Source organism: Rudanella paleaurantiibacter, assembly GCF_009184635.1.
Lineage (GTDB): Bacteria > Bacteroidota > Bacteroidia > Cytophagales > Spirosomataceae > Rudanella > Rudanella paleaurantiibacter.
Map to the genome: position 1 here is coordinate 167,160 of NZ_WELI01000012.1, position 15,675 is coordinate 182,834.

At 54.0% G+C, this 15,675-nt stretch carries 7 protein-coding genes and 1 rRNA gene; 5 read left to right on the plus strand and 3 right to left on the minus strand.

The genetic code is table 11. From position 1 onward, the window contains the following. Positions 1-33: 33 nt before the first annotated feature. On the minus strand, positions 34-2,388 hold the full coding sequence (locus tag F5984_RS23140) for an SBBP repeat-containing protein (RefSeq protein ID WP_152126591.1): 2,355 nt from the start codon (positions 2,386-2,388) through the stop codon (positions 34-36). Positions 2,389-3,059: 671 nt separating this feature from the next. Between F5984_RS23140 and F5984_RS23145 the strand changes: the two genes are divergently transcribed. Beyond that, positions 3,060-8,660 carry an alpha-2-macroglobulin family protein gene (locus F5984_RS23145; RefSeq protein WP_152126592.1) on the plus strand — a complete coding sequence of 1,867 codons (5,601 nt, stop codon included), beginning with the start codon at positions 3,060-3,062 and terminating at the stop codon, positions 8,658-8,660. 139 nt (positions 8,661-8,799) lie between these two features. Here the strand turns inward: F5984_RS23145 and F5984_RS23150 are convergent, their stop codons facing one another. Then, positions 8,800-10,896 (minus strand): BatA domain-containing protein, encoded by a 2,097-nt coding sequence (locus tag F5984_RS23150; RefSeq protein WP_152126593.1) that lies wholly within the window; start codon positions 10,894-10,896, stop codon positions 8,800-8,802. 289 nt (positions 10,897-11,185) lie between these two features. Further along, entirely contained in the window at positions 11,186-11,737 is a 552-nt protein-coding gene (locus F5984_RS23155; protein WP_152126594.1) for a cob(I)yrinic acid a,c-diamide adenosyltransferase, read from the minus strand. Between the two features lie 291 nt (positions 11,738-12,028). Here F5984_RS23155 and F5984_RS23160 point away from each other — a divergent pair, with 291 nt between their 5' ends. The 4 genes from F5984_RS23160 to F5984_RS23175 all read left to right on the plus strand — a co-directional run. After that, on the plus strand, positions 12,029-12,436 hold the full coding sequence (locus F5984_RS23160) for a hypothetical protein (protein WP_246169303.1): 408 nt from the start codon (positions 12,029-12,031) through the stop codon (positions 12,434-12,436). Then, the gene (locus tag F5984_RS23165) at positions 12,423-13,667 is read left to right on the plus strand and encodes an S-adenosylmethionine:tRNA ribosyltransferase-isomerase (RefSeq protein ID WP_152126596.1); all 1,245 of its coding nucleotides are present in this window, start codon (positions 12,423-12,425) and stop codon (positions 13,665-13,667) included. Before F5984_RS23160 ends, F5984_RS23165 begins: the two co-directional genes overlap by 14 nt. A 101-nt stretch (positions 13,668-13,768) precedes the next feature. Then, entirely contained in the window at positions 13,769-15,070 is a 1,302-nt protein-coding gene (gene tyrS / locus F5984_RS23170) for a tyrosine--tRNA ligase (protein WP_152126597.1), read from the plus strand. Between the two features lie 483 nt (positions 15,071-15,553). Continuing rightward, positions 15,554-15,675: ribosomal RNA gene (locus F5984_RS23175) — 16S ribosomal RNA — on the plus strand; the annotation flags it as partial.

Genomic DNA, 15,675 nt, shown 5'->3' on the forward strand with positions numbered 1-15,675 from the left:
TCGAAGTACGTGTGCGTAAAACGAACCGGGTGTTCAGTCGGGCTTTAAGGCATCCTGATTAGGTCGGTTTATAAACCCATCAACTTTGCCCGTCTTCTTTTGTAAACCTAGTGCCGACTGACCCTGTACGCCAGACGTAATGACGCACGAGGCCGAAATGGTTGTTGTTGATTGGGGGGCAACATCTATGCTACGCCCGGTTTGCCCCGTGCTCCACTCTACCACGCCAGCCTCGCAGCCGATGGCCTCCAGCCGGACTGTGCCCCCTACGCACAAGGTAGTCTGGACGGTTGAAATAGACAGGGGTGAATCAATAATCAACGTTGTATAAGGGCTATAAACCTGATTATTATATCCAATACGAAGCTGGTACGATCCTGCCGGTAAACTAGTGGGGGTTACTGTAATCAATGATTGACTGCTGATCCCACTCACCGTCAACGTGGTTGGGGTTGGGCTCGTAGCTAGTTCTATCACAAAAGGTCCGCTGGGCGGAAACCCGCAGTTAATTTGGCTAGCCTGAAAGTTTACAGTCATTGCCTGGCCGGCCGCAACGAGGCTCTGCGACAACACTGGTGCTCCTGCAAATGCTGGTTGATTCACTGACAGGCTGAAGGCTGTGGAGGTAGCGCTGTTGCATGAGCCGGTAGCCACCAGCACGTAGCTGCCTGCATCGCCTGGCTGCGTATTCGTCAGAGAAAGCGTAGAGGTGTTTTGGGAGGCTCCCAGCGATACGCCGTCTTTGAACCACTGATAACTTGTTACTGCCCCTGTAACCGTAACGGGTGTATTGACCGATCCTCCAGCACAAACCGTTCCGGAAGCTGGTGGCTCCTGGGTGATGGCGGGTGGAACACACGGGTTAGGAAAGTTGAAGCTTGTAACAAAGACATCGCGACTCCCGCTGGGTGTTTGGTTGATTGTTCCAAAACTAACACTTGAAGTGCCGTTAACATAGCCAGCAATCGTCGCTTCGGTAGTGCTGCCCGGGGCAATACCCGCGCCCAGGTCGAAAAGGGTGCTGCCCCCGAATCGAATCGCTTGTACGTAATCGCCGTTGACGTTGAGCTTGAGGGCATAAGGATCGTTGTTGCCTGCAGATGTCAGCGTGTTCGAAACTGAAGGGTTGGGGTTAAAGTCAACGACACCCGAAAAAGAACCCGTGATGTACACGTTCTCGTCGGCATCCAAGCCTATGCCATCGGTACCCTCTGCCCCGGTACCCCCGTAGGTTTTAACCCAGACCAACCCACCGGAGGGATTTAGTTTCCAAACGTAACTATCAATACTGCGGGCAGTTGCGGCAGCATTCATTGACGATGAAACACTGGTTACGCCGGATGGACTGGGGTCGAAATCAAATATGCCGTTGAAGTTTCCGATAGCGTATATATTTCCACTGGGGGCCACCTTTATACCTGTGCTATACGAAATCTGAACAAAGTTGCCGGGTTGCCCACTGGTACCGGCCGCCCAGATAAAGCTGCCATTTGACGTACCTAGCTTAAGCACAAAGGCATCCTGCCCCACCTGAGAGGCATTGGTGGCAGTAGCAGTTAACATGGTTACGCCACTCTGGCTCGGATCAAAATCGAGTTCACCAATGAACAAGCCTGTTAGGTAAATGGCTGATCCATCAGGCGCAAGGGCAATACCTCCCAATGCCTCCCCTTGCCCGGCAACCGACTTGCCAAGTGATATAGCCCATTGGGGCGTGCCATCGCTACCATTGAGCTTTACCGTAAAAATGTCATTACTCGGCTGGTCATTGCTTAATGTGGTGATACCGGGTGCAAATGTGATAATGTTGCTACCGGGGGTTGTGTTAGCCCCTGTGAACGAGCCCCCTACGTAAACATTGCCCGAATTATCGACGGCTATTGCCGTACCGGTTTCAGCCCGGCTACTTCCAAACTGTTTACTCCACGCGTAATTCCCGTCGGTATCCAGTTTAACCACGAACACATCGTTGTTGCCTGCTGTGGTAGCGGGTACACTAGGTGTCCCAGGGTCCAGATCAATAGTATTCGAGAAATAACCTGTTACATAAACTGCACCATTATTGTCGACAGCAATAGCGTTGGTAAAATTTGCGCCCGATGTTGAGGTAAAACTTTTAGCCCAGGTCACGGTGCCGTTAGAGGCCATTTTGCAAACAAATGAGTAAAAAGAGGAGGTGTTGCCACGGAGGGTGGTAGCTCCGAAGGTTAGGTTATCCCTGTAATAACCACTAACATAAATGTTTCCGCCTGCATCCCGAGCGATAGCTGTTGGCTGTTGCTCGTTTGAGTTCTTGAAGAGGGTAGCCCAATTAACGGTTTGGGCTGAGGATAGAGTAGGTGGCAAGATGGCTATCAGCAGCGAGAATAGCAGAAGTTTGAGGTGCATGGTAGAAGTTTTATAGTGAATAGAATGGAGATTCAATGTTTGGCATAAAACCAATGTACTGGATGGGGTACATGACCGGGCTACTACAAGCTACTTGAGGATTTGCCGGATGACCAGTATTGGTAAAGCAGGAACGAGTACACCGAACCGAGTTCAGGGTCTGGTGTCTGGTACAGGAAGAGCATTGGAGAATGAGAATCAGGGGCAGAGACAGCCTGACAGTACGATTGAACGGCTAGTTGACAAGCCGAAGAAAACCAATCTGTAGATTCGGATGCTGTTGGATTCGGGTAGCGGAACAGGTAAAGAAAGAAGGCATAGGAAAGAGTGTGATAGTGAATGATCGGGTAGATAAAACTAGATTTTTTTATGATATATCAAGTGAATAGTCCACTAAAAATTTTAGTTAATCCACCAATTCTGTAAAACAAGTTCAAATTATGTCATTATCAGTTGCTTATAGCGTATTGGAACCAACTGGATAGCTCCCGGAAGCGTTGCCTGCTACCCAGTTGTGCAGGCCCATTTTTGTGGCTTTAGCTATGCCGTTATTTTCTTCTGAAAGTAGGCCGAAAAAGCCTCGAACATTTTACCTTTCCCTCATCGCTTCTTGCAAGCTGGCTGCCAATTCGGCATATTTCCGCGTTAATCGTCACGATTTCATATCAGCTATGCTTACCCCCCAGCGTACACGTAACTACATTGCCTATTTCGTTTTCTTTATTCCGCTTCTGCTTATCAATTGCTCTCGGCTATCGTTCAACGAGGTGTCGGTGGTGGGGCGAAATTTTGAGGACGAAGTGGAGCAAACCCAAAATCTGAGTTTTGCCTTCAATAAAAATGTGGCTCCGGCCGGTCGGCTTCAGGAGTGGGACTCTACCGAGTACGTGCGGTTTAAGCCGGCCGTGCGGGGTAAGTTCAAATGGGTGTCCGAAAATGAGCTGATTTTCTCTCCGGCCGTGGCCTTCGACCCTGCCACCGATTACCGCGCCGAATTAACCGACAAACTGCTGACCCACGCAACCGATAAAGACCTGACGCTTTCGGGTGAGGAGATTGCGTTTCATACACCCTACCTTCAGCTCTCCGGCACCGAAAGCTGGTGGACCCGCTCGCGCGAAACGGGGCAGCCCGTGGCCAAGCTTCGGCTCAATTTCAACTATCCCGTGTCGGCGGGTGAAGTGGCTGGCAAAGTGAACATCACCGCCGAAACCGACAAAGCCCTCACCACCCAGGCTCCAACCGCTGTAGAGGGGCAAACCGCCGTAGCCCTCACCCTGCCCGACGCACCGGCATCGAACAACGAGCAGCCGCTAACGCTCAAAATTGACAAAGGTATCAAGGTGCCCAATACTGGCTACACCAGCCAGGAGGTGATTGAACAGGGGGCTTCGCTGCCCAGCCGCCGTGCCGTAGAAGTAGTGGATGTGCAAACGGGCTTCGATAAGAAAGGAGCCGCCGGTGTGCAGGGATTTGCCCGCGTTATTACAACGCAGGAGCTGCAACCGGGTCGTTTGTCGGAGTATTACACGATTCAGCCCGCCGTGGAAACAACGGCCGAACTGACCGAAAACGGCTTCATTATCCGGGGCGATTTCAACGAAACCGATACCTATGTACTCACCCTCACCGATCAGATTCGGGGGGTACTCAATACGCAGCTGGCCGAGCCGGTAAGCCGTGATCTGTTTTTCGGGAAAATGCCCGCCAGTATTCAGTTTGCCAACAAAAAGGCCATGTACCTGTCGTCGAAGGGTGCGCGCAACGTGGGTCTGTCGATTGTCAACGTGCCGAAAGTACAGGTCAAGATTGCCAAACTGTACGAAAACAACATCCTGCACTACCTCAAAGGCGGGCGCTATGAGGAGTACGGCGAAACAGCCGACGGAAACTGGTCGCCCACGGGGGCCTATACTTACGTCAACGACGAAGAGGGGCAGTATAGCAGTGTGCTCGTTAACAAGACAGTCGAAACCACCGACCTGCCCAAAGTGCGGGGTGTTTCGGCCCTCAACATCGCCGTACCCGATAGCCCCGGCAGCACCCGCGAGCGGCCCATGCGCGGGGTGTACCTGATCTCGGTGGGGTCGGCCGATGAAGCGTACCTGAGTGCGAGCCAGCTGGTTTCGGTGTCGGACATTGGCCTGATTGCCCGCCGGACCAAAACCGACGTGCTGGTGTGGGCCAAGTCGATCCGAACGGCCGAAAATCTACAAGGCGTGTCGGTGTCGCTTATTAGTAGCAACAACCAGTCGGTGATGACCATCAAAACCGACGGTGATGGCTTGGCCCGGTTCGAAAATGTACACGAGCGGGCGCCCGGCTTCACCATGGCGATGGTGACCGCTACTCTTGAAACAACCAACGGCGATGGCGATTTCAACTTTCTGTCGTTGGCCGATACCGAAGTCGAAACGTCGCGGTTTGAAGTGGAGGGCAAGCGTGATAATACCTCCGGCTTTGAAGCCTTCGTGTACGGCGACCGTAACATTTACCGGCCCGGCGAAACCATGCATATGAACACGGTGGTGCGCAACGCTCGCTGGGAGAGCGTGGGGGCTATTCCGCTTACGGTGCGGGTGCTGTTGCCCAATGGGCGTGAGTTCCGCAGCCTGCGTAAGCAAACCAATAGCGAGGGGGCTGTAGCCACGGATATTCCGCTCGACCCGGCGGCCGTTACGGGCACATACACCGTGGAGGTACTCAACGCCAACAACGTGCTGCTTACCTCCGAGTCGATTAGTGTGGAGGAGTTTATTCCCGACCGCATCAAAGTCGACGTGCTCACCGACCGCACTGTGTACCGAAGCGGTCAAACCATCACGGTGTCGGCTACGGCTACCAACTTGTTTGGGCCACCCGCTGCCGACCGGGCTTACGAATTGGAGCTTCAACTCAAGCGTAAGGCATTTGTGGCCAAAGGGTTTGAGGAGTATGGATTCACCATTGGCGGTATGGATGCCCTTGAAAAGCCTGAGGGGGCCTCGGCCGGTACCATCGTGAAAGAACTCCGGCAGGGCCGAACCAACGCCAACGGACAGGCCACTGAGCGGTTTCCGGTGGCCGCTACATTTGCCGATATGGGCGTGCTCGAAGGAAAGCTGTTTACCACGGTATTCGACGAAAACGGGCGGCCCGTCAATCGGCTTCGGCGGTTCGATGTGTTTACGCAGGATGTCTTTTTCGGTGTTCGTGCCGCCGACACCTACGTGACCACCAATGCCCCGCTGGCGTTTGAGTCGGTAGCCCTCGACCGCGAAGGACGGTTGCGGCCGGGTGCTCAGTCGACGGTGCAGATTGTCCGGTACGATTACCAGACCGTGGTTGAAAAAAATACCAACGGCGTGCTTCAGTACCGCACCAGCCGTCGCGAAAAACCGGTGTACACCAATGCCCTGACGTACAATGGCGGGCGGGCTTCGTTCCGGTATGTGCCCACCGTATCGGGTGAGTATGAGGTTCGCATCCGTCGGGCTGGAGCCACTACCACCGGCTACACCACAACCAAATTCTACGCATATGGCTTCAACAGTACCACGGCTTCGTCGTTTGAAGTAAGCCAGGAAGGGCAGGTACTGATGACCTTCGACAAGGCAACGTATGAAACCGGCGACCGGGCTAAGGTGCTGTTTAAATGCCCGTTCAACGGTAAGTTGCTCGTCACGATTGAACGCAATCGGGTGCTCGAACATCGCTGGCTCGATATTATCGATAAATCGGCCGAGTGGAGCTTCCCGCTGGGCGACGACCATCTGCCTAATGTGTACGTGACGGCTACCCTCATCCGGGCCATGGAGTCGCCGGATGGGGTAGAGGCCAACCTGCCGTTGACGGTAGCGCATGGTTTTGCGCCCGTAACGGTGTCGGACAAAAGCACGCAGTTGCCCGTCGAGATAGCGGCTGTCAGTGGGTCGCGGTCTAAGACCAAACAAACCATTCGGGTGAAAACGAAGGCCAACGCGCAAGTGACCATTGCCGTGGTTGATGAGGGGATTTTGCAGCTCAAAAACTTCCAGACGCCCAACCCGCACGGCTTTTTCTACCAAAAGCGGGCGTTGGAGGTCAGTAGCCACGATTTATACGCACAGCTTTTCCCCGAACTGTCGCTCAAAAGCAACCGGTCGAGCTTCGGGGGGGATGGGTACAACCTCGAAAAACGGGTGAATCCGCTCGCCAACAGCCGGGCCAAACTCGTAGCGCAGTGGAGCGGTATTCTGGAAACCGGCTTCGATGGGGAGGCCGAGTTTACGGTTGATATTCCGCAGTTTTCCGGCGATTTACGGGTGATGGCGGTGGCCTACAAAGGTGAGGCTTTTGGTTCGGCCAGTCATAATCTGAAAGTAGCCGACCCGGTTGTGATTAGTGCCGGTGTACCCCGATTCCTGTCGCCCGGTGATGAGCTGAATTTGCCTGTAACCCTCAGCAATACTACGGGCAAAGCCATGCCCGTATCGGTTCGGTTGGCGGTTAATGGGCCGCTCGATATTGTGCAGGACAGTGCATCGGCGTCGGCCACCCGGCTTACTCTGCAACCGGGCCGCGAGGGACGGGTTATGTTTCGGGTGCGGGCCCGGCAGGCTACCGGTGCGGGAGCCATTCGGGTGGCGGTGCAAAGCCTGACCGACGGTCGTTCGGGCGAGACGTTCACCGACCAAACCGACATTACCATTCGCCCGGCGGCTTCGTTGGTTAAACAGTCGCAGTCGGGTGTGGTCGCTGGCGGGAGTACCCAAACGCTCGGGGGGGCATCAACGGCCTATCTGCCCGGCACAGCTCGTACCAGCCTAGTGTTGAGCCGCTCGCCCGTCCTGCAATACGGCCGTGAGCTGTCGTACCTGTTAGGGTACCCGCACGGCTGCCTGGAACAAACCATCTCGAAAGCGTTCCCGCAACTTTATTTTGCCGACCTGACCCGTACCATCGGGCAAACGGCCAATGTGTATTTTGTGCGCAACGGCGATTCGGACCTCAACCCGGCTTTCAACGTTCGGGCGGCCGTGGAGCGAATCGAAGGGAGTCAGCAGTTCAACGGTGGTTTTGGCATGTGGCCCGGCGGTACCGATGCCGCTAAACCCGACGATTGGGTGACGGCCTACGCGGTGCACTTCCTGACCGAAGCCGACCGGGCTGGTTATGAGGTGCGTGGGGCTACGCTGAGTAAAGCCCTTGACTATCTGACGGCCCTCACCAGCACGCCCGCTACCGAAGACGAGGCTGTGTACGACGAGACAGGGTCTTACTCGGTGCGCAAAGTAGCCAGCCGAACGCACATTTACGCCCTCTACGCGCTGGCGTTGGCGGGTAAGCCCAACCGCCCGAGCATGAACTACTACAAAAATTCGGCGGTGCTTACAACCGACGCCCGCTACCTGCTGGCGGCTGCGTTTTTCCGGCTGGGTGATACCCGCAGTTACGGGGCTTTGCTGCCTAAACGGTTTATTGATTCCTCGCGGGGCCGTTTGTCGGGTGGTAGTTACGCGTCGCCCATTCGGAATCTGGCGTTGGTGCTCGAAGCCCTCATCGCTACCGACCGCGACAATCTCCAGATTCCGACCCTCGCCCGCCAATTGTCGGGTGCAGTACGGCAGGCTTCGTACCTGAACACGCAGGAGTCGGCCTTTGCGTTTTTGGCCTTGGGTAAACTGGCTCGCCAAAATGCCGGCGCTACCGTTACAGCCACGGTTTCGGCCGGGGGTAAGTCGCTGGGCAATTTTACCGGTGCTGATCTGCTGTTGAAACGAGTCCCCCAAACGTCGGTCAGCCTCCGTACGGCCGGAAGCGGGAGCCTGTATTATCTGCTCCAGTCGGAAGGGATTCCGGCCGATGGCACTACGCCCGATGAAGACAATGGGCTGACGGTGCGCCGGGAGTACCGCGACCGAAACGGCAATCGGGTGGGTAGCATCCGGCAGAACGACCTGATTGTGGTGAAACTGACCCTTGCCAGTACCAACGGGCTGGAGGTGCCCAACGTGGTGCTGACCGACTTGCTGCCCGCTGGTTTCGAGATTGAAAACCCCCGGTTGGTGGGCGAGCAACGCGATATGAAGTGGATGGAGGGGGCGGCCAAACCCGCTACGCCCGACCATTTCGACGTGCGCGACGACCGGATTAACTTTTACGTAACGGCTACCGGCGAAACCCAAACGTACTATTACCTCGTGCGGGCCGTTACTCGGGGTACGTTCACGGTGGGCCCTGCTTCGGCCGATGCCATGTACAATGCTGAGTTGCGTAGCTACTCAGGCGCTGGTAAGGTTCGGGTTGAGTAGGGGTGAAGCCAAAAATAAAGGGCTGACATCATCGCTTGATGTCAGCCCTTTATTTTTATCCTATCGGGACTGTCAGCCTGAGCCTGTCGAAGGCCCTTGCGTCAGCCATCATGCATAATTCACGTTATTTACAACGTGCCTAAACCCCTTTCATAAACCGCACCAGGCCAATTTCGAGCAGCAGAAAGCCCAAGGCCGCCAGCAGAAAATACTTCCAGAGGCTCTTGCCTAAGTTTTGCTGTTCGAGTACCTGCACAAAATCACCGTCCTGAATACTGTCGAAAACCTCCACGTTAGGCTGATTGGCAAATGCCCGGCGTAATTCCGTAGCTGAGTAAAAGTCCATAGCCGATTCGCGGTTGCCGTGGTTAAAGGCCAGCAGCCTCTCGGTTTTGCCCCCGCCATCACCGTCAGAAAGCTGCAACTCGTAATACCCCGCTTCTACATTCTGCCCGTTGGCCAGTTCATTACTTTTGGGCATTTCGAGCAGCAACTGATTACCCACCACGCGCTGCACCGGAATAATATCGAGCTTGTCGCGCTTTAGCTTGTACACCGTTTTCTCCGACGGATTGTACACCGGAACCGTAATCAAATTATCGTCGAACGAATACGCCGTGCGTTGAGCACGTACGCTCAGAGCCGCCATTTTGTACATGACCGGCACAAACAGAGCGTGCTCGGCCAGGTTGCCGTAGCTGGGCGTGAGCGGGTTTGCCAATACGTACACGTACCCGCTACCAACCCGGTTCTGGCTCAACAGCGTTTGTCCGTCGCGAAGGGCCAGCAACCGATTGCCACCGCTCCAGCGCCAAACCGGCACTGCTCCTGGCAGGTTGAGCGGCTCTGACTGGAAACTGCGTTGAAACACATCGCTAAAGAATGGACTGTTGCGGTCGGGGTCGGCTAAGGTGGTGGGGGTATTGCCGGGGGCTGGCGGAGTAGCCTGTAGGCCGTTGACGCCCAAACCGCCCAGAAACGAAGCATACGAGGTGGCATCCGGGTTGGCATCGGGAATAACCGTGATGCTGCCCCCCTGCCGTATAAACCGGTCCAGTTCGCTACGGAGCGTGCCGTTTACGGCCGGAACCCCCTCCAGCACAACGAGGTCGGTTTCTTTTAGCAATCCAACATCAAAATTTTGGGCGCTGAAACTCCTGAACTGAAACAGACTGTCGTTCGAATACACCGTTCGGATATAATCGACCGGGCGGGCAGCGGTCAGGCTGGGGCCGGTCAGGTGCATCACCCGAATGGAGGGCGACGCTTCTATCACAAAGAAATATTCGTTGTCGAACGTGATCGGGTAGTCTTCAAACACAATCCGGCCCCGGTGAAACCCTTTCGACGTTACGTTGAAGTTGAGCGATACGGTAGCGGCCCCACCGGGTTCTACATTCGCCGAGGCCGTTGAGGTTTGGGTATCGTCGAGGTAGAGCCGCACGGGCAGGTTGCGTACCGTTTCGCGACCGCCGTTGCGGAGGGTCACGTTTACGCTGTTATTCTGCATCTCCCGGATAAAGGGCGTGCTCAACCACACCGAATCCACGTAGATGTTTTTGGTAGGCTGGGCGTCGAGCGGTACAATAAAAACCCGGTCGGTCGTGTCAATTTGCAGCCTGTTGAGGTCGCCAACGGTGCTTTTCTGGAAATCGGAAAACCAGAACAGCTGATTGCGCCCTCCCGGATTCATGGACGACAACAGGTTGCGTTGCCGCCGGTACACGGCTTCGAGCGTCCGGGGCGTATGCGCAAACCGTACACTGGTCACCCGGTCGCGCACGGCCTCGGCCGTACCAGCCCGTTGCTCCTCGGCCGAAAAGTCGTTGGTGAGCAGTTGGAGCGATGTAGCGTTCCGAAACAAGGTGAGTAGCTCATCGAGTTTACCCGTTGCGATGTCCAGATACCGCTTTTCGTTCAGCTCGTTCTGCATACTGTACGAATTGTCGAGGTAAAGGCTCGTTACGCCCTGCCGTGACAGCCCCAGTTTATTCTGGCTGGGTATAAACGGTTGGGCAAATGCCAACACCAGACAAGCCAGAAACAGACACCGGGCCAGCAAAATAAGCCAGTGTTTGAGCCGCCGAAACGATTTGGTTTCGGTCTGTACTGTCTTCAGGAGCGCTACATTGGTGAAATACACCCGGCGCGTCCGGCGAAAGTTGAACAGGTGAATGGCAATAGGTACCGCCAGGGCCGCCAAACCAAACAGGAAAGAAGGATTTACGAAGCTCAATGTCTGAACTGTGATTATGTAGAGTTTTTGGTTTTTGGTTTATCGTTTCTGGTTAGCCTAATAAGTCATAACTAGCTGGCATTTTGGCGTTTCCTTTTGAATTAAAACCATAAACTCAAAACCATGAACTAAGTAGTCAAGTAGAACTAAATGTATAATGAACAATGTAAAATGTACAAGGAAAGAGTTGACTGTCAGTAGATAGCCCAATTACTCATTATGCATTTTACAATGTTCATTCACTTACAAACTATAAACCAGAAACCCCTAAACCTGCCTGAGCGAGGGTTTAGACCCTCGGTTTCCAGGCAACCTCCTCGGCCTGGAGTTCGTGGGCCATTTTCCGACTCAGGACAAACAGGTAATCTGACAGCCGGTTCAGGTATTGAATTACGAGCGGGTCTACGGGAGTCTCATCGTTGAGAGCAATGACCAGGCGCTCTGCCCGGCGGCATACCGTACGAGCCAGGTGTGCATACGATACCGATTCGTGACCACCCGGCAACACAAAAGCGCGTAGTTCGGGTAGCTCGGCATCCATACCGTCCATCGCTTGCTCTAATAACGTGATGTCGGCTTCGTCAATATCCGGTATCGGCTTCCGCACCGTTTTTTCTGGGTCACTTGCCAGTGTAGCACCTACCGTAAACAGGCGGTCCTGAACTTCTTTGAGCAAATCGCGCCGACTCGCATTAATCGCCTGATCGCGCACCAACCCAATCCAGGCATTCAGTTCGTCGACGGTACCGTAGGCATCAATTCGTATATCGGCCTTGCTCACCCGGCGACCACTAATAAGCGATGTTTGGCCCGTATCGCCGGTCTTGGTATAAATCTTCATAACGAGGGTTGTTTCTGTCCCATTTTGTTCGTGTTCCCAAAAATGGGCAATAAAGCCCACGCGAGCGCCATTTCTCTCGGAAAAAAACGAAACGACCGCTCCGAAATTGGAGTTAATAAAGCAGATACTGTCTAAACACGCGCCACCGGCCGTAACTTTGCACCCCAATTGACCAATGTAACCATGCGAACTGGCACTTTTTTCGTCCGGGCGTGGCGGATCATCTCCGTCCTCGGATTAGTTTTTCTTCTGATCAACAGCTATATATCATATCCATCGCAGGTAGCCGTTATGTTCAACTCTGCAGGATTGGCTACGCAGTACCTCGACCGGGAAACCCTGTTTTACGCAGCGGTGGCTATTTTCCTGATCAACAACGTCCTGATGAATTCCGTAGCTCGGCTTATCCCGAAATTGCCTACCGATAAAATTCCGGTGGCAGCGGCATGGGCGCAACACCGCGACGGCCTCAATGAGGTGCTGGTCAACTGGTTTCACGCGCTTATGGCGGCTGTGAATACCATCCTGGCGTTGTCGCTGTTCGTTTTGTCGATGCTCAACCGCTCCGATTTTCAGGTCGACGGGTACACCTACGGCTGGTTGTTGCCCCTGAGTGTGTTTATCCTGGCGAGTGTGATTATCGCCTTGCCGATTCGACTCATTCTCATGAAACCCTCCAGCAACAATGAGTTTGCCTGATTTGGCTTCGAACCTTCCGTTATCACTACAGGAATTTCAGTACGACCTGCCCGACGATCGGATTGCCCGGTTTCCGTTGGCGCAGCGCGATGCTTCGCGGTTGCTGGTGTACCAGCAGGGGCAGATTCGGCACGCCGGCTTTCGTCAACTGGCTCAGTTTGTACCCGCCGACAGCTTCCTGATTTTTAACAACACCAAGGTTATACCGGCCCGGCTGTTGTTTCACAAGAGCACGGGCGCCCTGATCGAGCTGTTTCTGTTGAACCCCGTAGCCACCGACGGGCGCGACACACCCCCGCCCATGCTCGAAGCCATGGAGCAAACGGGCTCGTCGGTATGGCAGTGTATGATCGGGAACCGCAAACGCTGGAAGCCTGAAGAAACCCTGCAAACTACGCTCCAATCGCCCGATGGCCCCGTGACACTCTCGGTTGCTTATGTCGATTATGAGCGCTCTGTGGTGGAGTTCAGCTGGCAACCGGCTTCCGAGGCATTTGCCCATATTATCCATCTGGCGGGGCAGATTCCGTTACCGCCCTATCTCAAGCGTGAGGTTACAGAGGCTGACCGCGACACGTACCAGACCATCTACAGCCGTAACGAAGGAGCCGTAGCTGCTCCTACAGCGGGCCTGCACTTTACCGATGCGGTGTTTGCCTCTCTCGCCGAACGGGGTATTGGTCACGATTACCTGACGCTGCATGTAGGGGCCGGTACATTCCAGCCCATCAAAACCGACGATCCCCGGCAGCACACCATGCACGCCGAGCAGGTGGTGTACACCCGTCAGAATCTGGAAAATATCCGTCGGCATCTGGACCGACTGTTGCCGGTAGGTACTACGTCTATGCGGAGCCTCGAAAGTTTGTACTGGTTTGGGGTGAAGCTGCTTCGGCAGGAGCCCAACCCATTCCAGCTCGATCAGCAGATGGCGTATGCCATTCCGCCCGACGAGCAACCCTCGGCTGCCGAGGCCGTTGGGGCTATGCTTCAATATATGGATACGCACCGCACCGATACCGTAGTGGCCCATACCGCTATTTATATCACGCCGGGGTACCAGATGAAGATGTGCCGGGGAATCATCACCAATTTTCATCAGCCGGGCTCTACGCTTATTCTGCTCATTGCCGCTCTGGTGGGTAATAACTGGCGTACTATATATAAGGAAGCGCTCGACAATGAGTATCGTTTTCTCAGCTACGGCGATTCGTCGCTCTTGTTGCCATAAATCCTAATTTTGCAAAAAGGAGTAAGGAGACGGAAAAAGGGAGAAAGTAAATAGACTACCTCCCTTTTTTCCGTCTCCGGTTTCCCCTCTCCATGTTATTTATGAATTTCATTGAAGAACTCCGTTGGCGGGGCATGCTGCACGACATGACTCCCGGAACCGAAGAGCAGCTGACCAAAGAGATGACGGCTGGGTATATCGGCTTCGACCCTACGGCATCGTCGTTGCATATTGGCAATTTAGCCACCATCATGCTGCTGGTTCATTTTCAACGGGCAGGCCACAAGCCTTTTGCGCTGGTAGGTGGCGCTACGGGTATGATTGGTGACCCTTCAGGCCGTTCAACCGAACGTGATTATCTGTCCGAAGAAACGCTGCGTCGTAATCAGGAAGGAATCCGGGCACAGTTGACCCGTTTCCTTGACTTTGAGTCAGGGGCTAACGCTGCCGAGATGGTCAATAATTACGACTGGTTTAAGAACATGACTTTTCTCGACTTTCTGCGCGAGGCTGGGCAGCATCTTACCGTCAATTATATGGTGGCTAAAGATTCGGTCAAGAAACGGCTCGAAACCGGATTGTCGTTCATGGAATTCTCGTACCAGTTACTTCAGGGCTACGATTTTTACTGGTTATACAAGAACAAGGGGGTTCGGCTGCAAATGGGCGGTTCCGATCAGTGGGGGAATATCACAACAGGTACTGAGCTGATCCGGCGTAAAGACAGCGGACAAACCGACCCGCAGGAGGAACACCTGGCATTTGCCCTTACTACACCCCTCATCACGAAGTCCGATGGTACCAAGTTTGGTAAATCGGCTGGGGGTAATGTTTGGCTGGACTCTAAAATGACGTCCCCGTACCAGTTCTATCAGTTCTGGCTCAATGCAACGGACGAAGACTCCCCCCGTTTGATTCGGGTATTTACCTTACTATCGAGGGAAGAGATCGAAGAACTGGAGCGTCAACATGCCGAGGCACCTCATTTGCGGATACTTCAGAAAGCCTTAGCCCAAGACGTCACCATTCGCGTGCATGGGCAAGCTGGTTTTGACCTGGCGGTGAAAGCGTCGGAAGTATTATATGGTAAAGCAACGCTCGAAACGCTCCAGCAGATTCAGGCTGATGAGTTCGAGGTAATCTTTGAAGGAGTTCCCCAAACCGAACTGTCGGCCGAAGATCTGGAACAGGCGCAGAACCTGACCGACTTGCTATCGGTGGCTACGCGGGGCGAAGTGTACGCTTCAAAAGGGGAGGCCCGGCGGGCTATCTCACAAAATGCGGTCAGTATTAATAAAAATAAAGTGAGCGATCCGGCGGCTCCCGTGCCCATAGAGTGGCTTCAGGGACGCTATTTGCTTATTTCGAAGGGCAAGAAGAACCACCTTCTGAAAAAAGTTTAAACTTTTTTGAACGGGTAAGTTATTGAATAGCTATGACTTACCCGTTTCTACTCATTTTGTTCAACAAATTCTTTTAAGCGGGCCTTGACAAAGGGTGAATTTATGGCGTACCTTTGCAGTCCCAAATGAGGGAAAACACACCGGCTGGCACTTGCCACCGGGGTTTTCGAGTCTTCAGGCGGGAAGCGGCCTTCGAAAATAAAATGAAAATAAATTTTCGAAATTACTTGACAAGGCCACTCGGAAATACTAATTTTGCACTCCCATTCAACGGGAACACAACATAAAGAAAGTGCAACGGCCTGACAGCCTGCCTTTCACGAGACAAACCAACGGGTTTTTCTTCCATGCCAACCGGGGCAACTCGCACGGCAGATGAGTTCTTTGACAGATCGGTTCAAGCAGCAAACAACGTGTGATAGGCTGCGTCTTTTAGGACCAGTTGAACACATCGTGGTAAGTTTACTTACCACACAATTATTTACGATGGAGAGTTTGATCCTGGCTCAGGATGAACGCTAGCGGCAGGCCTAATACATGCAAGTCGAACGGCCAGCAATGGCAGTGGCGAACGGGTGCGTAACGCGTAAGGAACCTGCCCTTCA